Raw genomic sequence first — 22,415 nt, forward strand, 5'->3', positions numbered from 1 at the left:
CCCCGATTTTCCGAGTGAGAATGATCGCTGACGCCGCGGCGGCCGGCCGAGGAGTCGGGCCGGCCAGTCGACATCTGGAGCGCGGCTTCCGTGTGACCGTCACACCGGGGAGCCGGGACGCGCAGCCGACGCACGCCACGGGAATACGCCATGTCTGAGCACTACGACGTCGTCATCGCCGGCGCAGGCCCGGCCGGAGCACAGTGCGCGCGCGACCTCGCACAGCGGGAGTACGACGTGCTCGTGTTGGAGGCCGAACCCGAAGACGGGTTCCCACGGCAGTCGAACAAGTCCACGGCAGGGACGTTCGCGTCGATGACGGGCGCGTTCGGGATCCCCGACGACGTCGTGATGAACTACACCGACGAGGTGGTGCTTGAGTCCCCCAACGAGTATTTCGTCCAAGATCAACCCGGCGCGGTGCTTGAGTTCGCGGACTTCAAGCGGTGGCTGGTCGCCGAGGGGCGCGAGCACGGCGCGGAGTACCGTTTCGACGCGCGCGTGAACAACCCGATCACCGAGGACGGCGGTGTCGTCGGGGTGCAGTACGCCGGCGACGAGGAGGTGTTCGCCGACATCGTCGTCGACGCCACGGGGCCGGCGGCGCCGCTCGCGAAGAAACTCGACGTGTGTACCCTCGAACGAAAGAACCAGGCGGTCGGCATCGAGTGGGAGATGGAGGGCGTCGACGTTGACCACCCCGACTTCGCGGACCTCACCGACGCCATGATGTTACGGCTCGACCACGAGTACGCCCCCGGCGGCTACTCGTGGGTCTTCCACACGGGCGGCGACACCGCGAAGGTCGGGGTGTGTTACATCCAAAGCGAGAGCTACCAGCAGTACGGCGACACCTCAAAGAGCATCGACGGCCACCTCAACCACTGGCTGGAGGTCGACCCGCGCTTCGCCGACGCCCAGCGTCTCGGTGACAAACAGCAGCACCGCGGGAGCGCACACATCCAGATGCCTGACGACCTCAGCACGGACAGTTTCTTAGCCATCGGCGACACCGTGCCGACCATCGACCCGCTGTGGGGAGAGGGCATCCACAAGTGTATGGAGTCCGCACGCGTCGCCGCCATCACGGCGGACCGGTGTCTGATGGGATCGGAGACCGACACCTCCGCCGGCGCGATGTCGATCTACGACGACCTCTGGCACGCCCGCGTCGCACCGGACATGCGCACCCGGCTGACGATGACCCAGTTGCTGTACCTCGCGCCGAACGAGCGCTACGACCGCCTGATGGACGACCTGAATGCGATGGACGTCGACACACTCAGCGACGCCAACAACGGGAGCATCCGAAGTCTCGCGCGGCTCACGCACCTCGACGACCTGCCGTTGCTCGCGCGGTTCGCGAAGCAGCGGCTCGCTGAGTGACCGACGGACCGCTGCCGCAACGGCTTTCGGCGCGACACGACTATGTCGGCCCGAGATGTCTCGACAATCGACAGCCGAGGCGGGCGGCCCGCGCGCAGCCGCGATGCCGATGCTCGGGTTAGGTACGTGGAAGAACGACGATCCGGAGGCCTGCACGAACGCGGTCGCAACGGCGCTCGAGGCGGGCTACCGCCACATCGACACGGCACAGGCGTACGGCAACGAGGAACACGTCGGGCGCGGGATCGAACGCGCGGACGTGCCCCGCGACGACGTCTTCCTCGCCACGAAGGTCTGGATCGACCGGCTTGCCTACGACGACGTGCTCGCTTCCACCGCGGAGAGCCTCCGGAAGCTCGGCGTCAACGCCGTCGACCTCCTGTACGTCCACTGGCCGGCCGGTGAGTACGCCCCCGAAGACACGTTCCGCGCGTTCGACGAACTCGTTGACAACGAGAGGGTCGACCGGATCGGGATCAGCAACTTCGAGCCCGAGCAGGTCGACGACGCCATCGACCGCACTGACGCGCCGATCTTCGCCAACCAGGTCGAACTCCACCCCCTGTTACCGCAGGAGGAACTGCGGGCCCACTGCGTCGACCGCGGGGTCGAAGTCGTCGCGTACTCGCCGCTGGCGCGTGGGGCGGTGTTCGACGTCCCGGAGGTGACCGAGATCGCCGCGAAACACGGCGTGAGCGAGGCGCAGGTGTCGCTGGCGTGGCTCCGGGAGAAGGGGGTCACTGCGATCCCGAAGGCGACGGGCGGGTCCCACATCCGCGACAACCTGGCGTCGCGCGATCTCTCCCTTGACGCCGAGGACGTGGCGGCGATCGACGCCATCGACCGGACCGACCGGCGGGTCGATCCCGGGTTCGCACCCTGGTGACGGTACTGGTTAGATAAGACCGCAAGTGCGGAGAGAGTCTCGGAGACGATTTTGAAAGCCCCCGCGGTCTCGGCGAACCCGGACGTTCACGCCGGCGAGCCGGCGTGAGCTCGGGAGAGCTCCGCTCTCCCGGCGACGCAAGGACCGCAGGAGTGAGCCGGGCGAGACCGGAGGTCTCGCTGGAAACCGGCGGCTCGCCGCCGGTGACGCCGCGAACGACGAGGACCGCAGCCCCTTTCAGTCCCGCCCGGGGTCGGTTTCTTGATCACGCATCGCTTATCTGAACACTGCCCTCTACGGGGATCAAAACGGACCGCGTGGAGGGGCCGCCGTGGAGGGGCCGCCGTAGACCGGCCCTGAATCCGGGGACAACGAAGCCAGACGAATGGCCGAAGAACACCGGAAATTACACTCGGGTGGGACGGCTTCGGACTTCGGCCACGGGACGAAACACCGCGCAGGAACCCCCTCCGCGTGCTCGTCCTGCCGCTGTGAATCGCGCCACGTCCACGCACGGGGGCGGATGGAAACCGCACGGGGAACGCCCCGCCCTCAACAAGCGAACCGAACGGCGAGCGAGTAGGGCGGGGTAGTTTGCACCCTTGGGAACGTTTTTCCGGGACGAAACCACGAGTGTGGGTATGAGCGACCGCTCACCCTCCGGGACGCCGACCAACGTGCAGGCGCAGGCGGGGTGGACCGACGTCATCGATGACATGGAGTCGACCGCGGCCTCGTACCGCGACAGCGGGTGGGAGACCCTGGAGCTTCACCCGGGGGATTCGGTACTCGTCGACTCCGATCGCCGAACTGGGCTCGATGTGCTCCTCCCCGGGCCGGAGTTCGAGGCGCTCGAAGCCCTCGCCGACGACTCTCCGTTCGAGAGCGTCGAGGTGTTCCGCGCCGAACGCGGCGGCATCGTCTACGTGTTGGTCGCCGAACTGGACCCCGAAACCGAGACGGTCGCGTTCGTCCCCGCGTACTACGACCGGGCGTCCTCGAACGAGACGATCGAGGCGATCCGCGACGCCGGTGAGATCCGGCTGTTCTGTCGCCGGTTGGACGACGACGCCGTGGCGTTCGTCCACGACGACCCCGAGCCGTTCCTGCCCGAACCACCCTGACGCCCCCTACGGGCCCCCTCCGCTGTGCCCTGGCGTCGTTCCCGGTGCCATCGATTACAACACGGTTCTCAAGCAATATTTTTCACCCGTGCACCGAGGACAAAAAATTGAAACCCTCTCGGGTCGCTACCACGTCGTATGCACCCCATCGACGACTCCCCCATCACCCGAGACGGGAACTCTCTCATCCTCGCGTACGACCACGGGACCGAACACGGTCCCGTCGACTTCGAGCCGATGCCGAAGAGCGCCGACCCCACGCACGTCTTTGAGGTGGCGCGACACGACGCGGTCACCGCCATCGCGTTGCAGAAGGGGATCGCCGAGTACTACCGGACCTGGGAGGCCGACCACGGGATCGACGACGGGGCGCCGCTTCTGGTGAAGGTGAACGGCAACTCCAACCTCCCGGTGCGCGAGGACTACTACTCGCCCACCCAGTGTTCGGTGGGGTACGCCGTCGAGGAACTCGACGCCGACGCGATCGGGTACACGATGTACGCGGGGTCGCGCCACGAGGATCGGATGTGGACGGAGTTCCGCGAGATCCAAGAGGCAGCCAGAGCGTACGGCGTCCCCGTGGTGATGTGGAGCTACCCGCGCGGACAGGGGATTCAGGCCAACGACGCCTACAGCGGCCAGTCGGACCCGGCTGTCGTCGCGTACGGGGCCCGGCTGGGGCTCGAACTCGGCGCCGACGTGGTCAAATGCAAATACCCCGGAACCAGAGACGGGTGGCAGCAGCTCGAGGACGCCGTCGGCGGCCTGAAAACGGTCATGAGCGGCGGGTCGAAGCGGAGCGACGAGGCCTTCCTCGAAGACGTCTACACCACGATCTCCGCCGGTGGGAACGGCCTCGCGGTCGGGCGGAATATCTTCCAGCGGCAGGATCCCGAGCCGCTCTTGGACGACCTCGAGCGCGTGATCTTCGAGGGGACCGATCCCCGGGAGGTGTAGGGTCTCACCGCCCCGTCACGACACTGTCCCGTCCAACACCGCCGCAACCTCTTCGCGCGTTCCGGCGGCGAGCGCACGCTCGGCGAGGTCGCGCGCAGCGTCGTCTCGGACCTCGCTCACGGCCCGCTTCACCCGGGGTGCCGACGCGGGGGCCACGCTCAACTCGTCAACCCCGAGCCCGACGAGCAGCGGCGTCACCGCGGGATCGCTGGCCATCTCACCGCAGACTCCGACCCACACGTCGGTGCCCTCGGTCGCCGCGACACCCCGGCGGATCGCCCGGAGCACCGCGGGCTGGCGCGGGTCGGCGAGGTCTGCCACCCGGCGGTTCCCCCGCGCGGCGGCCATCACGTACTGCGCGAGGTCGTTGGTGCCGACGCTGACGAAGTCGACGTGGCCGACCAGTGGCTCCGCCAGCAACGCCGCGGCCGGGGTCTCGATCATTACGCCGAACTCCGGGGTCGCGTACGCCTCGCCCGCGGCGTCAAGGGCCGCCGCCACCGACTCTATCGCCTCGCGCGCTGCGACGACCTCATCGACAGTCGTGACCAGCGGTACCATCACCGAGAGCCGCCCGCCGGCGTCGGTCGCGGCCGCACGCAGGAGCGCACGGAGTTGTGTCTCGAAGACGTCGGCATCGGGCCCCAGCGACCGCCGGATCCCGCGCTCGCCCAAGAACGGGTTCTCGTCGTCCGCCGGGTCGAGGTACCCGACGGGCTTGTCGCCGCCGACGTCGAGGGTCCGCACCACGACCCGCCCGTCGGGGAACGTCGCCAGCGCCTCCCGGTAGGCCTCGTACTGCTCGTCCTCGTCGGGCGGGGACGCACGATCGAAAAATAGGAACTCCGTGCGGAACAACCCGATCCCGTCGGCGCCGTGGTCGGCTGCGGCGGCGAGATCGGCCTGCTGGCCGACGTTCGCCGCCACCTCGATCGGTGTCCCTTCGGCGGTCGTGACGGGCGCCGTCCGGATCTCGACGCGCTCGTCTCCCCCGGCCGCCTCCCGGGTCGCGGCGTCGGGACCGATGACGACCTCCCCCTCGGTACCGTCGACGACCACCTCGGCTCCCGCCGCGACGTCGTGGAGGCCCTCGCCGACGCCGACGACCGCGGGCAGCCCCAGCGACCGCGCGAAGATCGCGGCGTGGGCGGTCGGGCCACCCGTGACGGTCGCAAACCCCGCAACGCGGTCGGGATCCAGACGGGCGGTGTCGCTCGGTGTGAGGCGCTCTGCGAGCACGACGCTGCCAGCCGGGAGGTCGGCGAGGTCGTCGCGGTCCCCGCCGACCAACTCCCGAAGGAGCCGGTCGCGCACGTCGCGGAGGTCGTCGGCCCGCTCGGCCGTCCGGCCGCCCGTCCCCTCGAAGCGGTCGACGAACGCCGCGAACGCCCGGTCGACGGCGTGTTCGGCGGGTAGCCCCGACTCGATCCGCGCAGCGACGGTCTCGGCGAGTTGTGGGTCGTCGAGAAACTGGACGTGGGCGTCGAAGACCGCAGCCGCGGCGTCGTCCAGGCGCTCGGTGGCTCGCTCGCGCTCGGCGCGGATCGCCTTCCGCGCCGCGTCGCGCGCCGACTCGAACCGTTCGGTCTCGGTCTCGGTCTCGGTCTCGGTGTCGGTGTCGGTGTCGGTGTCGGGGTCGGGGTCGGGGTCGGGGTCGACCGTACCGATGGCCGGCGGGTCGCCGAGGTCCGGCTCCGACCCGTACCACACCGCCGTCCCGGTGCCCGCGGCCCGGATCGCGCCGACGCCGGAGAGCCGCCGCACCATCGCTCAGCGGTCGTCTTCCGGGGTCGTCAGTATCCGCTCGAGTTCGTCGAGCGTGGCGTCGGCGTCCTCGCCCTCGGCGACGAGGCGGACCTCGTCCCCGTGCTCGACACCGAGTCCCGTCACTGCGAGCATGCTCGCCGCGTTCACCAGGTCGCCCCCGGTGTGGCCGACCTGCACGTCGGCGTCGCTGTCGGCTGCCGTCTCCACGAACGTCGCGCCGGGCCGGGCGTGGAGGCCGTCCTCGGGCACAACTGTCGCGATCCGTTCGGGCATCAGCGCGTCTCCTCCCGGACCTCCGCCCGGGCACTCCAGCGGGTCGAGTGGAGTGTGCGCTCGACGTGTCCGTACATCACTACCGGAACGAGGGACCCGGAGCCTCCTAAGTGTTCCTCGGGGGTTCCGGACGGTCGCGGTCAGCTCAGTCGAGCCGGTCGATGACGGCGCCGGTGACCGCGTCGGTACCGGCGTCGCCGCCGAGGTCGGGCGTCCGGGGGCCCGACTCCAGCACCGACTCCACCGCGCCGCGGACGGCCGCGGCTTCCCCGTCGTAGCCGAGGTGCTCCAGCAACATCGCCGCCGAGAGGATCGCCGCCGAGGGGTTCGCGACACCCTCGCCCGCGATGTCCGGGGCGGTGCCGTGGACCGGCTCGAACAGCGCGTTGTCCGGGCCGATGTTTGCCGAGGGCAGCAGCCCCAGCCCGCCCACCAGTCCGGCCGCCAGATCCGATAGCACGTCGCCCGCGAGGTTGGGACAGACCACCACGTCGAACTGGGTGGGATCCAGACAGATCCGCGTCGCAAACGCGTCCATCAGCACCTCTTCGGTGTCGAGGCCGTGGTCGTCAGCGACGGAGACGACGGCGTCCCGGAACCGACCGTCGGTTTCGCGCATAACGTTCGACTTGTGGACCACCTGGAAGGCGTCCCCGCCCCGGTCTGCGACGAACTCGCAGGCGAACGCCGCCAGCCGTTCGGACGCGGAGGTGGTCACCACGCGGGTGAGCGTCGAGAGATCCTCGGAGAGGCGGTCCTCGTGGCCCGCGTAGACGCCTTCGGTGTTCTCACGCAGAAAGACCACGTCCGTCTCGGGTTGGACCGCATCCACGCCGGGGTACGCCCGCGCGGGGCGGACGTTCACGAACGACCCCACCGCGGTCCGGAGCGGCAAGATTACGTCCGCGGCGGTCTCGCCCGCCGCGCCGAACAGCGTCGCGTCGGCGTCGGCGACCGTGTCGTAGGTCTCCTGTGGGAGCGCCTCGCCTGTCTCCGCCCGCACCGCGTCACCGGCCCTCGCAGTCCGGAACTCGAAGTCGCCGACGGCGTCGAGCACCTCGACCGCGGCGGGCACGACCTCGCGACCGATCCCGTCGCCCTCGATGACGGCAACCTCCTCATAACTATTACTCTCACTGTTCACCACCGAGCGCCACCCCCACTGACGGCGCTCGGCGGTGAGAGACGACCGTAATCATCATCAGACATCGGTGTAGGAAAGCGATGTGGCCCTGTCGGCGACGGCGTCGGCGTTGGACTTCATGAGCGCCGTGGTGTCCCAGACACCCTCGGTGAGCGCCCGCCGCTGGGCGTCGTCGACCGTCGCCTCGATCGTGTTCCCGCCGTAGGTGACGGTCTCGGTCTCGACATCGACGTGGATCTCACCGTCGGGGTTGTCGTCGATCCACGCCTGGAGGTCGGCGATGGCGTCGTGGTCGGCGGTGACCGTCGGGATCCCCAGCGCGAGGCAGTTGCCCGCGAAGATCTCCGCGAACGACTCGCCCACGATGGCGTCGATCCCCCAGCGCATCAGCGCCTGTGGGGCGTGCTCCCGCGAGGAGCCACAGCCGAAGTTGGCGTTGACCGCGAGCACCGACGCGCTCTGGAACGCCGACTCGTTGAACGGGTGATCCTTCTGTTCGTCGTCCTCGTCGAACCGGAGGTCGAAGAAGGCGAACTCGCCGAGGCCGTCGAAGGTGACGACTTTCATGAACCGCGCGGGGATGACCTGGTCGGTGTCGATGTCGTTGCCGCGGACCGGCACGCCCGTGCCGGTCACCGAGCCAATCTCGGGGATCTCATCGGTCATACCATCACCTCCGGAGCGGCGCTCCGGCGTACTCGCATTCGCCGTCGCGGACAGTTCATGCGACCGTCACCTCCTTCAGGTCGCGCACGTCTGTCACTTCGCCTTCGACCGCCGCGGCGGCGACCATCCGAGGGTTCATGAGGACGGTCCGCCCGTCCTTTGACCCCTGCCGGCCGACGAAGTTGCGGTTCGACGACGACGCACACGCCTCGTCGCCCTCAAGTTGGTCCTCGTTCATGCCGAGACACATCGAACACCCCGCGTTGCGCCACTCGAAGCCGGCTTCCTCGAAGATCTCGTCGAGGCCCTCGGCTTCGGCGGCGGCCTTTACGCGCTGGCTCCCGGGGACGACCATCGCGCGAACGTCGTCGTGGACCTCGCGACCCTCGACAACCGCCGCTGCACGCCGGAGGTCGGGGAGGCGAGCGTTCGTACACGACCCAAGGAACGCGACGTCAACCTCGTACCCCTCCATCGTGTCGCCGGGCGTGACGCGCATGTGCTCCTGGGCGCGCCGTGCGGTGTCCTGTTTGTCGGCCGCAAGCGACGCCGGCTCGGGGATCGGGTCGTCGATACCGATCCCCTGGCCGGGCGTGGTTCCCCACGTGACGACGGGCTCCAGTTCGGAGCCGTCGATGGTGACGACGTCGTCGTACTCCGCGTCGTCGTCGGAGCGGATCGACTCCCAGTACGGCTTGAGTTCCTCGAAGCGCTCCGGGCGCTCCCGGAACTCGTCGGTTTCTTTCAGCCACTCGTAGGTGGTCTCGTCGGGGTTGACATACCCCGCGCGGGCGCCGCCCTCGATGGACATGTTGCAGATGCTCATCCGCCCCTCCATGTCGAGGGTCTCGATTGCCTCGCCGGCGTACTCGTAGACGTAGCCGACGCCACCCTCGGTGCCGAGACGACGGATCACCTCGAGGATAATGTCTTTGGCCTCGACGCCGGGGCCGAGTTCGCCCGTCACCTCGATTTTCCGGACGTCCTTCTTCTCCATCGCGACCGTCTGGGTCGCGAGCACGTCGCGGATCTGGCTCGTGCCGATCCCGAACGCCAGCGCGCCGAACGCGCCGTGTGTCGAGGTGTGAGAGTCGCCGCAGACGATCGTCTTCCCGGGCTGGGTCAGCCCCTGCTCGGGCCCGATGACGTGCACGATCCCTTGGTCGCCGGTCGTCGGATCCGAGAACTCGATGCCCGCGTCGCGGACGTTCTCCTCTAACTCTGCCATCATCTCCTCGGCGGCGCCGTCGCGGTAGGGCCGCGACTGGTCGGCCGTCGGGACGATGTGATCTACGGTCGCGTGGGTGAGTTCGGGGTACGCGACCTCCAGGTCGCGCTCCTGCAACATCCCGAACGCCTGCGGGCTCGTCACCTCGTGGATGAGGTGGAGGCCGACGAACAGCTGCGTCTGTCCCGTCGGAAGCTCAGAGACCGTGTGCTCCTCCCATACTTTGTCGTACAGCGTTCCCTCACTCATGTCGATCACCGGTTTGCAGTGTCACTGTCATCATCCCCGTCAGTCGTCCGCGGCCGCTTCGGCGGCCTCCTCTTTGTCGTCCCCCCACGCGAACAGGTCGCGCAGCGGCTCACCCACCTGCTCGATCTGGTGGGTCTCCTCGGCGTGTTTCAGCTGCGTGTACGAGGGCCGGCCGGCCTGGTTCTCCGTGATCCACTCGCGGGCGAACGTGCCGTCCTGGACCTCTTCTAACACTTCCTCCATCTCCTCGCGGACGTGCTCGTCGATGAGGCGGTCACCGCGGGAGAGGCCGCCGTACTCGGCGGTGTCGGAGACGGACTGCCACATCTCGGCGTGTCCGCCCTCGTACATGAGGTCCACGATCAGCTTCAGCTCGTTCAGACACTCGAAGTACGCCATCTCGGGGGAGTAGCCGGCGTCAACGAGCGTCTCGAAGCCCGTCTTCACCAGCGCGGTCACCCCGCCGCACAGCACCGCCTGCTCGCCGAAGAGGTCGGTTTCGGTCTCCTCGCGGAACGTGGTCTCGATGACACCTGCCCGCGTGCAGCCGATCGCGTGGGCGTACGACATCGCCTCGTCGAACGCCTCGCCCGTCTCGTCTTGGTAGATCGCAACCAGCCCGGGGGTGCCCTGACCGGCCTCGTAGTTCCGCCGCACCAGGTGTCCGGGCGACTTCGGCGCCACCATCGTCACGTCAACGTCCTCGGGCGGCCGGATCTGGTTGTAGTGGATGTTGAACCCGTGGGCGAACTGGAGGGTATCGCCGGGCTCTAGCCCGTCCCGGATGGTCTCGAACACCGTGGGCTGGACCGAATCCGGGACCAGCACCGACACGATGTCGGCTTCGGCGGCCGCGGCCGCGGGCGTTGCGACCCTGAGCCCGTCGGCTTTCACAGCCGAACGGGACGAGGAGCCCTTCCGCAGTCCGACGACCACGTCAACTCCGCTGTCAGAGAGGTTCTGTGCGTGGGCGTGGCCCTGGCTGCCGTAGCCGAGAACGGCTACGGTCTTGTCGTCGATCTGGGAGCGGTCGGCGTCGTCGTCGTAGTATACCGTCGTGTCTAAGTCTGTCATTCGTGGGTTACCGCATGTTGGTCGGCCGTGTCGGTTCGTCGGCGGTTCCCGGCTTTTCGCCGGGCGCGGTCGGCTGGTTGCCGCGGGCCAGCGCCGTGTAGCCCGTCCGCGCGATCTCGATGATGCCGAACTGCCGGAACGCGTCGATCGCGTCGTCGATCTCCTGTTCGTCTCCCGTGAGTTGCACGGTGATCGTCTCGGCGCCCGCATCAAGGGTCTGACCGTCGTACATCTCGGTGATCGCGTGCACCTTGTCCGGCTCCCCGCCCTCGACTTTCAGGAGGACAAGTTCGGTCCGCACCGCGTCGGCGTCGAGTTCACCGACGGTGATGACAGGTTTGAGTTTTCCGAGTTGCTTTTTGATCTGGTCGATGTCGGGTTCGGTCTCCTCGACGACCATCGTGATCCGTGAGTGCCCGTCCACGGTGGTTGGGCCGACGGTGAGGCTCTCGATGTTGAACTGTCGCCGGGAGATCAGGCCCGCGATCCGCGAGAGCACGCCGGGTTCGTCCTCCACCAGCGCGGAGAACACCGCGCGCCGCGGCTCGTGCTGGGCCTCGACCTCGGGGTCGATCCGGATCCCCTGTGCGTTCCGCCGCCCCTGGGGGTGAGGCCGCTCGTTGGGCTCCGGTCCGGCGAGTCCGTGTTTGGGTGGCCCCTCGCGTCCTCCCCGTCCGGCTTCGGTGTCGTCGCCCGAACTCATAGCTGGTCCTCCGTGAGGGCGAACTTGCCGTTCGCGCCGCCCGAGGCAACCATTGGGTAGACGTTTTCAGCGGGATCGATGTGGAAATCGATCACCGACGGGCCGTCGTAGGCGAGCGCCTCCTCGACGGTGTCTGTGACCTCGTCGTAGTCGTCAACCCGCCACCCGCGGGCGCCGAACGCCTCCGCGAGCATATCGAACTCCGGACACCAGTTGTACTCCGCGGCCATGCGCCGGCCCTCGAAGAAGGCGTCCTGCCACTGCCGGACCATCCCGATGTACTCGTTGTTGAGCACCGCAACGGTGATGTCCAGCTCCTCACGCACCGCGACCGACAGCGACTGGATAGTCATGAGAAACGACCCGTCGCCGTCGATGCAGACGACCTCTTGGTCGGCGGCGGCGGCGATCCGGGCGCCGATTGCGGCGGGGAGTCCGTAGCCCATCGTGCCGAGACCGTGGCTCGACACCCAGGTGCGTGGCTCCGTGTACGTCCAGTACTGCGACGCCCACATCTGGTGCTGGCCGACGCCGGTTGTGACGATGGTGTCGTCGGCGGTGGCCTCGTCGAGCACCTCCACGACGAACTGCGGCTTCAGCGGCTCGTCGTCGGGAGTGGCGTAGTCCATCGGATACTCGGCTTTCCAGGTCTGACACTGCTCGCGCCACTCGTCGACGTCTGGCGCCTCGTCGACAGCGTCGTCGACCTGGCCGAGCACGGTCCCCGCGTCGCCGATCAACGGGTAGTCCGCGTGAACGTTCTTCGAGATCTCCGCGGGATCGATGTCGATGTGGATCACCTCCGCTTCCGGTGCGAAGGTGTCGATGCCGCCGGTCAGTCGGTCGTCGAACCGGGTGCCGACCGCGATCAGCAGGTCGGTGTGGGTGATCGCCATGTTTGCGTATCCTGTGCCGTGCATCCCTGCCCACGACAGACACAGGTCGTCGTCTTCCGGGAACGACCCGATCCCGGGCATCGTGGTGACGACCGGGATCTCGTGATCGCGCGCGAATGCCCGCGCCTCCTCGGTGGCGTCAGCCTTGATCACGCCGCCGCCGAACAACAGCAGCGGGCGGTCGGCCGACTCGATCGCGTCGGCGGCGACCGCGACGTTCGCCTCGTCGGCGATGTACTGCGGTCGGGTGGTCTCGGGCGGTTCGGCCGGTCCCGGTTCCCTGTCGGTATCTGCGAGGGTGGTGTCTTTCGGGAGGTCGACAAGCGTGGGCCCGGGCCGTCCCTCGTCGGCCAGCGCCAGCGCCTCTCCGACGGTGTCACCCACGCTGTCGGGATCGTCGGCGAAGTAGTTGTGCTTCGTGAGCGGCGCGGTCACGCCGGTGGTGTCGGTTTCCTGGAACGCGTCGGAGCCAACCATGTCCGACGGGACCTGGCCGGTCAACGCCAACATCCCGTCGGAGTCCATGTTCGCGTCGGCAATCCCGGTCACCAGGTTGGTTGCGCCGGGGCCCGACGTGGCTAAACAGACTCCCGGCTCGTTCCGAACCACGCCGAACGCGTCGGCGGCGTGTGCGGCGCCCTGCTCGTGCGCCATAACGATGTGCCGGATATCGGAGTGGTACAGCGCGTCGTAGACGGGCATGATCGCGCCGCCCTGGACGCCGAAGGCGGCCTCGATGCCGGCGTTCTCCAGCGCGTGGACCACGGACTCGGCGCCAGTGGTCGCTGGAGTGTAGTCCGCCTCCGCGTCGGCTCCGGTGGCCTGCTCCGCGGCGGCTTCGGTGGCCTGCTCCGCGTCGGTTCCGGGCTCCGGGTCTGCGTCCTCGTCGGGCGTCGCCTGTTTGCTCATCGCCGGTCACCTCCGGTTCGGGCTGTCCGGTTCGTCGCGGTCTGGGGGCGGTGCGTCGGTGTCGGTCGTGCGGATCTGGCGTAGTGGGTCATACTGGGTGGCGGTGTCGTGGTCGGTCGGACGTCGATCGACGGTCGGGACGGCGAGAAATGGGTGTAGTGGGGGGCTATACGGCCCCTACTACGACACGAATCGGGGTGCTCCGGTACTCGGGGCGCGACCGCGGCAGCGACGCGGTTCGGGACCCAGCGGGGGCGCCCGTCGCGTCGGTTCGCCGGTGTCGCGTCATACCTGATGGGTCTCGCTCGTCCGTAATGAACGTTTCGTGGTCCGTCGCCGGGACGGGGTCTGCGGCGCGCCCGTGGCCCGGTGGACCGAGCACCCGGCGCGCGCGCCATCAGGCGTTGCCCTCCCCGTCGTCGTCGGCGCGATCGACGCCGACGTCGCGGGCGAACCCGGTCAGCGCGTCGACGGTGACCCGCTCCTTCTCGGCGCCGTAGTCTTTCACCAGACGGGTGACCTCGCGTACCTCCGCGTCGGTGGGTGCGAAGCCGGATTCGACCAGTCGCTTCCGGACCGAGTGGGTCCCGGTGTGTTTCCCGAGGACGAACTCGCGTTGCGCACCAACCATGTCGGGGGTCATCACACCCGGCTCGAACGTGTCGGAGTTCTCGATGACGCCCGCGGCGTGGATCCCGCTCTCGTGGGAGAAGGCGTTCCGACCGACAACCGGCTTGTTGCCGGGGACCGGAATGTCGCTGGCCTCCTCGACGATCCGCGAGAGCTCGGTGATCCGGGTGGTGTCGATCCCGGTGTCGACGTCGTACAGCGACTCCGCCGCCGTGACGACCTCCTCGAAGGCGGCGTTGCCGGCGCGCTCGCCGATACCGTTGACCGACACCTGCGCCTGCGACGCGCCGGCCTCGAAGCCGGCCATGGCGTTGGCCGCCGCGAGCCCGAAGTCGTCGTGGGCGTGGACGTCGATCTCGGCGTCGGTGAACGTCCGGATCTCTTTGACGAGGTTCGCGAACCGGGTCGGCGTCCCCACGCCGGTGGTGTCGGGGATGTTGACCCAGTCGACACCCGCCTCGTCGACGGCGCTCAGGATCTCCGCCAGGAAGTCCACGTCGGTCCGGGTGGCGTCCATGGGCGAGAACATCACCTCGACGCCCGCCTCCTTCACGCGCTCGACGCACTCGACCGCGCGGTCGACGGCCTCCTGCTTGGAGGCGTGCATCGAGTCCGCCAACTGGACGTCGCTGGTGGACACGAAGACGTGGACTAGTTCGACGCCGGAGTCGAGGGCGGCCTCGACGTCCTTGTCGACGACACGTGCCAGCCCGCAGACGGTGGTGTCGGTCGCGGCTGCGATGTCGCTCACGGACTCGAACTCGGCCTCGGAGTTGACCGGGAACCCCGCCTCGATGACGTGGGTTCCCATCTCGTCCAGTGTGGCCGCGATGCTACGCTTCTCGTCGTAGCTGAACGATGTACGTGGCGACTGTTCGCCGTCGCGGAGCGTGGTGTCGAAAATCCGTACGTTGTCGATCTCGGATTCAGTAATGTGGGCTAGTGTGCCCTGGAAGAACTCGACCAGCCGGGGTGTCCGACTGAGCCTCCTTGTCGTGAGACATTGTACCTGTATCGAGCCGCGGAACCGTATTAAAGGCTTTCGTGTTGCGTGTGGGCGCCCGTCGCCGAATCGACCCGGTTCCGTACGCACGGCGCGCGTTTCCCGCAGTTTCGCCGGCGAACACGTGCTCGTCGGGACCGGCGGCTCGCCGTCCGAACGCTTTTCGTCCCGCTTTCCCTCTGCGCCGGTATGAGCGACTTCAACCTGAACCTCTCGGAGGCCGAAGAGTACCTCGACAACGACGAGACCGACATCGTGCTCGGAACCCTCGACGGAACCACACCGGCCGACGAGTGGATCGGGACCGTCCACGCCGGCAACGTGCTCGTGCTCGCGGTGGAGGGCGACCTCAACGAACTCGCGACGGGGTTCGCTCGCCCGATCCGGGACCTGGGCGGCAACCTCACTCACTTCCGGCAGTTCCTGGTGGTGACCCCCCCGGATATCGAGGTCGACACCACCCGACTCTGAGCCGTCGGCGGCTCGGCCGCCCTCCCCGATTCAGCCCCCGTCCCCGACTCGGCCGCCGTCGTCACCGGCCCGGAGGAACGTCAGCACGTGGCCGTCGCCGTCGACGACCCGTCGCCCGCCGGACACCGACTCGACATCCCCGGGCCACGGCGCGCCGGCCTCAACCGCGGTCGCGGGGTCGTCGGTTATGAAGGCGAGATCAACGTGGAGTCCGCCGCGGGCGTCCGCGATCCCGAGTTGTGGTTCCCAGAGTTCGAGATCGACCGGTCCCGACAGCCGGACGCGCCGTCGCTTTGCCCCCCGGTCCACCACCTCGAACCCCAACCGACGGTAGCGGGCTTCCGCGGCCGGCAGGTCCGTGACCTCCAAAACGACCTCGAACAGCCCCGACAGCGCGGGGGCTGCGTCCGGGTCGGGGTCACCCGTACGGGCTCCGGGGTCGTCGGCGTCCGCCCGCCCGTGGTCGAACCCGCCGATCTCGACGCAGTGACCCGCGGGGTCGTAGACGTACAGGGAGTCAGTCGCGCCGAAGGAGACCTCGACGGGATCGAGGTCGGCGAGCCGCTGCCACCACCGCTTGTACGCGTGCGTTGTCGTCGCGAACGCGTAGTGGGTGTGGACGCCCCCACGCGGCGTATCTGTCGGCCGCCGGAGCACGAAGCGGGTCGGCCCGGCGCCGGCAGCCGACGACCCACCGCGCCCCGGGGCGCCGACTCTGTACGCCACGCGCGACCCTGACTCCGGCTCCGCGTCGGCGACGAACCCCAGCCGATCCTCGTAGAACGCCCGCGCCGCGTCGAGGTCTTTGACTTCCAACCCGAGCCGGTGGACGTCAGTGAGCATACCCGGCAGTGCGACCGCGTTCGTGAATACTCTGGCGACGCCGCTACCCCCACGGCCACGCCGCCGACCAGTTCGGGTATTGAGACCGCTATTTCGGAACGGTCCGCTCGGCCGACTGCCGGCCGGGAGCCCGCTCCCGGGCTCTCGGGTGTGGCGGCCGCGTGGGCGTCTCCGCCCGCTCGTCGCCGGCGCTCGGCTCCGAGGCGTGCGTTCGGATGCCGTCCCGCGCTCGTTCGTCCGAAGCGGCTCCGCCCCGTTTGTTACGGATCTACCCGCGCCACCCACTGCGTTGGGTCGTCGAACTCGGCGTCGGTCGGGAGGTTTGCGGGGTCGTCCCACACTGCGGCCGCGGCCGCAACGCTGCGCTGGTCTGCAACCGCGCGGAAGAACGCCGCGCCGCGCTCGTACTGCCGGCGTTTCATACCCAACCCGAGGAGCCGACGCGCGACCCTCATCACCGGACCGCCGCCGCGGCGCCGGGCGTCCAGCTTCCGCCGGAGATCGGCGTACTCCGCGTCGAACGCGCGGTCCATCAGCATCTCCGCGTACCCCTCGACGGCTGTCATCGTGGTGTTGAGGTCGCGGAACGCCTCCCGGTCGAACCCACCCTGCGACAGCGTCCCGAGCGCGCCCTCAAGTCGGGCCTCCAGCCGAGTCGACAGCCACGGCGCCGCGCCGAACTCCGCGGCGTGGGTGACCTCGTGGAACGCGATCCACCGCCGGAACCGGGGGTAGTCGACGTCGAGGTCGGCGGCGGCCTCGACGATGTTGGGGTGGACGAAGTAGAGTTCGTGGTCGTCACCGTCCGCGAGGAGCAGCGGGTCGTACTGTCCGAGCACGTTCGACGCCAGGAAGGAGAGAACAGCCGCCATCGACCCGGTGTTGAACACGCTCGTCGCCGTCGGGAACGCCACGTTCACCTCGGACTCGACGGGGGCCATTACCCGTCGGAACGTCGCCACGTTGGCGTCGATCCAGTGGTGGCGGTTCTGGACTTCTACCGTCGGGGGGATGTCGAAGTTGAGGCCGCCCACCGAGCGCAGTCGGTCGCGGGCGTCGGCGACGTCGGCGGCGTACCCCGCCCGCTCGGCGTCGGTCAACTCGAGGGCGCCAGCGCCGATCGCGGATTTGGCGGCTGTCGCCACCGCCTCCCAGTCCACCCCGCCGGACCCGTTGCCGGACGCGGTCGCGATCGCTCGAACACTCCGCTGGAGGTTCATACCAGCGGGATGGGGTGCGCGGGCAAAACCCTGTTGCGCCGGCGTCCATCCCGTACCGGACAGCGACTGTCGCTACACCGCGCAGTTGTTCGGTCCGAGTTCCAGACCGGTGGCCTCGCCCTCGTCGAGGGCGATATCCCCGCGGTTCGCGTCGATGATGCGGTGGTAGTTCGCCGGTTTTTCCGTTGACGTTGCGGTGACGCGTTCGAGGAACGCCTCGCGGTCGAGCGAGAACATCGGCAGGTCCTCACGGAGGTCATCCAGCCTCGCAGCCACGAGGTCGCCGGGCGCCGCGACGCTGAACCGCCCTTCGGAATCGACCGAGACGTGGCCGGGGAGAGTCACGATGTCGTCCGACAGCGACGCGTACCGGTCGTGGAGTGTGTCGTAGAGAAGGCCTGCACCGTGTGCCGCGTCGCCCTCGCCGAACTCCAACTCCGTCCGGCCGACCGAGTCCACGAACAGCGCGTCGGCGCTGAGGAGATACTGGTCGTCGACCAGGAGGTTTAGGAGTTCCGTGGTGTGGCCCGGTGCGGCGACGGTCTCGGCCTCGATCCCGCCGACAGCGAGGGTGTCGCCGTCGCTGATCGGCTCGTAGTCGACCGCGACGCCGCGCTCCTCGGCGTCCGCGCTCAGGTAGTACGGAACCGAAAGCCGGTCGGCCAGGTCGCGGCCGCCCGAGAGGTGATCAGCGTGCACGTGCGTGTCGACGACACCCGTGATCACGGTCCCGGCGTCGGCGGCGACGAGTTCGAACTCGTGGTGCTGGCGCGTGGCGTCGACGACGAGGGCCTCGCCCGCCGCGCGGTCGCCGACGACGTAGCCCAGACACCCCTTGGCGCGGCGCTGGAGCTGTGCGAGAAACAGGTCACCGTCGGTCGCGACCTCGACGACGTCGTAGAGTTTACTCCAGTCCTCCATGCCGCCTTTGATGACTCGGACGTCGTCGTGGCCCCGACTCGCCAGTTCGATCCCGAACGACGTCGAGGCCACCCCCTTCCCGCAGATGACGGCGACCGGGGTGTCGCCGACGAGGTCCTCGACGTCATCCCACCTCGACCCGTCGCTGAGGCCATCGGTCGGGTGGTACGGCACGTTCACCGCACCCGGGACGTGCCACGCGTCGTAGCTGTCGGGCGGCCGGGTGTCGACGACGAGGAGGTCGTCGTCGCGGTCGAGCGCGGCTGCAAGCTCTGCGACGGTGTGTTGCTGGAGCAGTTCGGACACACCGACTCGTACGGTGGGGTGGGGAATAACTCTTGGACTCCCCGGTAAGATCCCGTGGCCGTCGCTCCGGGAAGCAGAACCCACAAAAGACTCGCCGAATCCGAACGCCGCTCAGATCTCGTCCTCGAAGTCGTCGAGGGCGTAGACGGTGTCGCTCCCGCGGCGGTCGAGCGTCTCGTTCGCCAGAAGCCAGTAGACCACCGACAACGCGCGCCGCCCCTTGTTGTTGGTGGGGACGACCAGGTCGACGTTGCCGGTCTGGTTGTTGGAGTCGCACATCGCGATAACGGGGATGCCGACCGTGATTGCCTCTTTCACCGCTTGGGCGTCGCCGATCGGATCGGTGACGACCACTACGTCGGGCTCGATGTAGCCGTCGTAGTCGGGGTTGGTCAGCGTGCCGGGGATAAACCGCCCGGTGCGGGCGCGGGCGCCGACTGCGTCGGCGAACTTCGTCGCCGGGAAGCGGCCGTACTGCCGCGAACTCGTCACCAGGATGCGCTCAGGGTCGTAGTTCGCCAGGAAGTCGGCGGCGGTCCGGATCCGGGAGTCGGTCTGGCTGACGTCTAAGACGTACAGGCCGTCGTCGCGAACCCGGTGGATGAACCGTTCCATGTCCTGTGTTTTCTGCTGGGTCCCGATGTGGACGCCCGCCGCGAGGTAGTCCTCGACAGGGATGAGGAGGTCGGCCTCCTCGTCGGGCATCACGTCCTCGTCGAACGTCGGGCCCTGATCTTCGGCTGGTTCTTCTGCCTCGGCGACCTCGGCGGCCTCTGTGGCCCCCTCGGCGGCGTCGGCGACCGGTTCGGTCTGGTCGGAACTGGCCTCAGCCGTCGTGCCGGCGTCGTCCCCGGTTGCGTCCGGGTCCGAGTCGTCGTCGACGACCTCGACCGCGTCGTTGTCGTTGTCTGTCATACTGCGTCGTCCGCGATGCGGATGAGTTCGTTGAGTTTGGCGGTTCGCTCGCCGCCCACTGTGCCGGTTTTGATGAATCCGGCGTCGGTGGCGACGGCGAGGTGTGCGATGGTGGTGTCTTCGGTCTCGCCCGAGCGGTGGGAGATCACCGTCTCGTAGCGGTTCTCGGTCGCGAGTTCGATGGCGTCGAACGCGTCCGAGAGGGTTCCGATCTGGTTTGGCTTGATCAGGATGGCGTTGCCGGCCTCTGTGTCGATCCCGTCCTGCAGGCGCTCGACGTTCGTCACAAAGAGGTCGTCGCCGCAGATCAGGGTGCGGTCGGCTCGCGGGCCTCCCCCGCTCGCATTCGGGGCTGAAGCCCCGCCGCCGACACGGGCGGTCAGAGCCGAAAACCCCTCGTAATCGTTCTCATCGAGGGGGTCCTCGACGTACACTAGGTCGTACTCGTCGACCATGTCTGCCACGTAGTCGACCTGTTCGGCGGTCGAGCGAGTCTGGTCGCCGTAGACGTAGACGCCCTCGTCCGCGTCGTACAGCTCCGCAGCGGCCATGTCCAGCCCGAACCCGATCTCGAACCCGAGTTCGGATTCGACGTCGTCGACCGCCTCCCCGACGACCTCGAAGGCTTCGCCGTCCGAGATCGGCGGCGCCCACGCGCCCTCGTCGCCTTTCCCCGCAGGGACCCCGCGGTCGTCGAGGAGCTCGGAGATCCGCGCGTGGACCGCGGCGTTGGCGAAGACCGCTTCGGAGACGCTGGGCGCGCCAACCGGCGCGGCCAGGAACTCCTGGATGTGGGTAGCCTCCTTGGCGTGCTCGCCGCCGCCGACGACGTTTCCGAGCGGGACCGGAAACGAGTCACCGCGGAAGGTGCCACCCAGATGCTGGTACAGCGGCGCCCCCAGCGCGTCGGCGCCCGCCTTCGCGGCCGCCATCGAGATCGCGACCGCGCTGTTGGCCCCGATCTCGGAGAAGTTCCCGGTGCCGTCGGCGGCGTGGAGCGCGGCGTCGACCTCCCGTTGGTTGCCGGCGTAGACCTCGCCGACCAGACGTGGGAGCGCGTGCTCCCGAGCGGCGGCGATGGCCGCCCCCGGCGGGAGTTCGATGGCCTCGTGTTCGCCCGTGCTCGCTCCGCTGGGCGCCGCGGCGCGGCCGAACCCGCCCGAGTCGGTCAGCACGTCCGCCTCGACGGTGGCGTTGCCCCGGGAGTCGAGCACACGACGGAGCGCGACGCTCGTAACCTGCGTCATCTCAGTTGCCCTCGCGTTTGACCGTAAAGGGCAGGACACCGGCGTCGTACTCCTCGGCGGCGACCAGGATCGGTTCGGTCTGGTCGGTCTCGATGAGCACCGGCGCACCGTAGGACACCTGCAGCGCTCGCGCGCCCAGGATCCGGGCCTTCTCGTACCGGTTGTACTGTGTGCGTCCGCTCATTGGTAGGGGGCAACCACGTCGACGAGGTCTTTGTGCGAGACCATCATGCGACGGCAGCAGTGCCGCTCGACGCCCAACTCGTCGAGGACCTTTCCGGGGTCCTCGTCGCCCTCGCGGGCCCGCCGCTTGAACTCGTCCCAGTGTTCGCCGATCACGTTACCGCACGTGAAACACCGGACGGGAATCATCATTGGTGGATCACCTCAGCGGTAGGACTTCTGGTAACGGGCCCGCGCGCCGGGGCCGCCCCATTTTTTCGGTTCGGACTGCCGCACGTCGTTGACGAGCAGCGACCGGTCGAAGTCCATATACGCGTCGCGAAGCTCGGCGTCGTTGAGATACTGCACCAGCCCGCGGGCGATCGCGGTTCGCACGGCGTCGGCCTGGCCGGCGAACCCGCCGCCGGCGACGCTGACGTCGATGTCGACCTGCGAGCGGAGGTCCTCGCCGGCAATGCGGAACGGTTCCAGCATCTTGAGGCGGGCTGTCTCCGGCTCGAACAGCTCGACCGGCTGGGAGTCGATACGGACGCGACCCTCGCCGTCGCGCACGGTGGCGCGGGCGATGGCCGTCTTCTTCTTCCCCGATGTGTTGGTTACCATGTGACGTTCGCACCCAGGTTCTCGGATACCTCTCCGAGCGAGAGGAACTTGATGTTCGAGAGCCGATCCAGCGTGGTTCCCTCGAGGGCCTCGCCGTCCTCGTCAAAGGGGTTGCCGACGTAGACGCGGACGTTTTCGAAGGCCTCACGACCCCGACCGGTCTTGTACGGGACCATCCCGCGCACCGCGCGCTTGAAGATTCCGTCCGGCCGGGTCGGGTAGTGCGGCCCGCGGTCGGAGCCTTGCTCCGTGCGGGTCCGATATTTGTCCATCACGCTCCCCTCGCGGCCGGTGACGACCGCGTCCTCGGCGTTGATGATCGCGACCCGCTCGCCGTCGAGGGCGCGCTGTGCGACCTCGCTGGCGACGCGGCCAACAATACAGTTTCGCGCGTCGACGACAACGTCGGCGTCGAACTCGGCGAGGCTCATCGGATCACTCTCACGTTGCTGCCGCCGGGGTTCTCGGCGACGAGCTCCTCTAACGCCACCGTCTCCCCCACTTGTTCGATCTTGGTTCGAGCGGACGACGAGAAGTCGACCGCCGCGACTGTGACATCCTTCTGCAGCACACCGCTGCCCAGCACCTTGCCGGGCACGACGACGGTCTCCTCCTCGCGGGCGTACCGTTCGATACGCCCGAGGTTGACCTCCGCGTGGGTGCGCCGTGGCTTCTCGAGCCGGTCCGCGACGTCCTGCCAGACGTTTGCGCCTGACTCGCGCGACACCGACTTCAGCTCGGCGATGAGACTGTTGAGTCTCGGATTCGTCTTACTCATAATGTACATCCTGTAAACGTCCGGAGTGCGGGC

Annotated in this window: 24 protein-coding genes; 5 read left to right on the forward strand and 19 right to left on the reverse strand. The window is 68.4% G+C overall.

All coding sequences use genetic code 11. The annotated features are described in order from the left end of the window. The first annotated feature begins 150 nt into the window (after positions 1-150). The 4 genes from IEX72_RS02205 to IEX72_RS02220 all read left to right on the forward strand — a co-directional run bounded on the left by IEX72_RS02205 (position 151) and on the right by IEX72_RS02220 (position 4,353). Positions 151-1,386: a digeranylgeranylglycerophospholipid reductase gene (locus tag IEX72_RS02205; RefSeq protein WP_188785760.1), complete on the forward strand. Its 1,236-nt coding sequence runs from the start codon at positions 151-153 to the stop codon at positions 1,384-1,386. A 55-nt stretch (positions 1,387-1,441) separates the two neighbouring features. After that, a complete protein-coding gene (locus IEX72_RS02210) occupies positions 1,442-2,272 on the forward strand; it encodes an aldo/keto reductase (RefSeq protein ID WP_345782300.1) in 831 nt (276 codons plus the stop codon). Between the two features lie 641 nt (positions 2,273-2,913). Then, the gene (locus tag IEX72_RS02215; protein ID WP_188785761.1) at positions 2,914-3,396 is read left to right on the forward strand and encodes a DUF7529 family protein; all 483 of its coding nucleotides are present in this window, start codon (positions 2,914-2,916) and stop codon (positions 3,394-3,396) included. 138 nt (positions 3,397-3,534) lie between these two features. Beyond that, on the forward strand, positions 3,535-4,353 hold the full coding sequence (locus IEX72_RS02220; RefSeq protein ID WP_188785762.1) for a class I fructose-bisphosphate aldolase: 819 nt from the start codon (positions 3,535-3,537) through the stop codon (positions 4,351-4,353). A gap of 15 nt (positions 4,354-4,368) precedes the next feature. Here the strand turns inward: IEX72_RS02220 and ptsP are convergent, their stop codons facing one another. From ptsP to IEX72_RS02265, 9 genes are all read right to left on the reverse strand, one after another. Continuing rightward, positions 4,369-6,120 carry a phosphoenolpyruvate--protein phosphotransferase gene (ptsP, locus tag IEX72_RS02225; RefSeq protein ID WP_188785763.1) on the reverse strand — a complete coding sequence of 584 codons (1,752 nt, stop codon included), beginning with the start codon at positions 6,118-6,120 and terminating at the stop codon, positions 4,369-4,371. A gap of 3 nt (positions 6,121-6,123) precedes the next feature. Further along, on the reverse strand, positions 6,124-6,393 hold the full coding sequence (locus tag IEX72_RS02230) for an HPr family phosphocarrier protein (protein WP_188785764.1): 270 nt from the start codon (positions 6,391-6,393) through the stop codon (positions 6,124-6,126). Between the two features lie 145 nt (positions 6,394-6,538). Next, positions 6,539-7,537 carry an isocitrate/isopropylmalate dehydrogenase family protein gene (locus IEX72_RS02235; RefSeq protein WP_188785765.1) on the reverse strand — a complete coding sequence of 333 codons (999 nt, stop codon included), beginning with the start codon at positions 7,535-7,537 and terminating at the stop codon, positions 6,539-6,541. Positions 7,538-7,594: 57 nt separating this feature from the next. Further along, positions 7,595-8,203: a 3-isopropylmalate dehydratase small subunit gene (gene leuD, locus IEX72_RS02240; protein WP_188785766.1), complete on the reverse strand. Its 609-nt coding sequence runs from the start codon at positions 8,201-8,203 to the stop codon at positions 7,595-7,597. Positions 8,204-8,258: 55 nt separating this feature from the next. After that, complete coding sequence (gene leuC, locus IEX72_RS02245) at positions 8,259-9,680, reverse strand: 3-isopropylmalate dehydratase large subunit (protein WP_188785767.1); 1,422 nt, start codon at positions 9,678-9,680, stop codon at positions 8,259-8,261. 39 nt (positions 9,681-9,719) lie between these two features. Next, entirely contained in the window at positions 9,720-10,754 is a 1,035-nt protein-coding gene (gene ilvC, locus IEX72_RS02250; protein ID WP_188785768.1) for a ketol-acid reductoisomerase, read from the reverse strand. Positions 10,755-10,761: 7 nt separating this feature from the next. Then, complete coding sequence (gene ilvN, locus IEX72_RS02255) at positions 10,762-11,457, reverse strand: acetolactate synthase small subunit (protein ID WP_188785769.1); 696 nt, start codon at positions 11,455-11,457, stop codon at positions 10,762-10,764. Continuing rightward, positions 11,454-13,262 (reverse strand): biosynthetic-type acetolactate synthase large subunit, encoded by a 1,809-nt coding sequence (gene ilvB / locus IEX72_RS02260; RefSeq protein ID WP_188785770.1) that lies wholly within the window; start codon positions 13,260-13,262, stop codon positions 11,454-11,456. The genes ilvN and ilvB overlap by 4 nt, the downstream gene beginning before the upstream one ends. A 397-nt stretch (positions 13,263-13,659) precedes the next feature. Then, positions 13,660-14,907, reverse strand: coding sequence for a LeuA family protein (locus IEX72_RS02265; protein ID WP_326838255.1), 1,248 nt, complete (start codon positions 14,905-14,907; stop codon positions 13,660-13,662). Positions 14,908-15,084: 177 nt separating this feature from the next. On the opposite strand from IEX72_RS02265, the gene IEX72_RS02270 reads away from it, so the two are divergent. Further along, positions 15,085-15,366, forward strand: a complete 282-nt coding sequence (locus IEX72_RS02270) for a DUF5779 family protein (RefSeq protein WP_188785771.1) — start codon at positions 15,085-15,087, stop codon at positions 15,364-15,366. Positions 15,367-15,396: 30 nt separating this feature from the next. On the opposite strand, the gene IEX72_RS02275 is transcribed toward IEX72_RS02270, so the two are convergent. The 10 genes from IEX72_RS02275 to IEX72_RS02320 form a co-directional block, all read right to left on the reverse strand. Continuing rightward, the gene (locus IEX72_RS02275; protein WP_188785772.1) at positions 15,397-16,209 is read right to left on the reverse strand and encodes a VOC family protein; all 813 of its coding nucleotides are present in this window, start codon (positions 16,207-16,209) and stop codon (positions 15,397-15,399) included. Between the two features lie 260 nt (positions 16,210-16,469). After that, a complete protein-coding gene (locus tag IEX72_RS02280) occupies positions 16,470-17,429 on the reverse strand; it encodes a zinc-dependent metalloprotease (RefSeq protein ID WP_188785773.1) in 960 nt (319 codons plus the stop codon). Between the two features lie 72 nt (positions 17,430-17,501). After that, on the reverse strand, positions 17,502-18,656 hold the full coding sequence (locus tag IEX72_RS02285) for a rhodanese-like domain-containing protein (protein ID WP_188785774.1): 1,155 nt from the start codon (positions 18,654-18,656) through the stop codon (positions 17,502-17,504). A 111-nt stretch (positions 18,657-18,767) separates the two neighbouring features. Beyond that, positions 18,768-19,571, reverse strand: coding sequence for a 30S ribosomal protein S2 (gene rpsB, locus IEX72_RS02290; RefSeq protein WP_188785775.1), 804 nt, complete (start codon positions 19,569-19,571; stop codon positions 18,768-18,770). Beyond that, the gene (eno, locus tag IEX72_RS02295; RefSeq protein WP_188785776.1) at positions 19,568-20,818 is read right to left on the reverse strand and encodes a phosphopyruvate hydratase; all 1,251 of its coding nucleotides are present in this window, start codon (positions 20,816-20,818) and stop codon (positions 19,568-19,570) included. The genes rpsB and eno overlap by 4 nt, the downstream gene beginning before the upstream one ends. A 1-nt stretch (position 20,819) precedes the next feature. Then, entirely contained in the window at positions 20,820-21,002 is a 183-nt protein-coding gene (locus IEX72_RS02300; protein ID WP_185191892.1) for a DNA-directed RNA polymerase subunit K, read from the reverse strand. Further along, entirely contained in the window at positions 20,999-21,193 is a 195-nt protein-coding gene (locus IEX72_RS02305; RefSeq protein WP_188785777.1) for a DNA-directed RNA polymerase subunit N, read from the reverse strand. Before IEX72_RS02305 ends, IEX72_RS02300 begins: the two co-directional genes overlap by 4 nt. Positions 21,194-21,205: 12 nt before the next feature. Next, positions 21,206-21,604, reverse strand: coding sequence for a 30S ribosomal protein S9 (locus IEX72_RS02310; RefSeq protein WP_188785778.1), 399 nt, complete (start codon positions 21,602-21,604; stop codon positions 21,206-21,208). Continuing rightward, positions 21,598-22,035 (reverse strand): 50S ribosomal protein L13, encoded by a 438-nt coding sequence (locus IEX72_RS02315; RefSeq protein WP_188785779.1) that lies wholly within the window; start codon positions 22,033-22,035, stop codon positions 21,598-21,600. Before IEX72_RS02315 ends, IEX72_RS02310 begins: the two co-directional genes overlap by 7 nt. After that, a complete protein-coding gene (locus IEX72_RS02320) occupies positions 22,032-22,382 on the reverse strand; it encodes a 50S ribosomal protein L18e (protein WP_188785780.1) in 351 nt (116 codons plus the stop codon). The genes IEX72_RS02315 and IEX72_RS02320 overlap by 4 nt, the downstream gene beginning before the upstream one ends. Positions 22,383-22,415: the final 33 nt, after the last annotated feature.

Source organism: Halobellus salinus (assembly GCF_014646875.1).
GTDB classification, from domain to species: Archaea; Halobacteriota; Halobacteria; order Halobacteriales; family Haloferacaceae; genus Haloquadratum; species Haloquadratum salinum.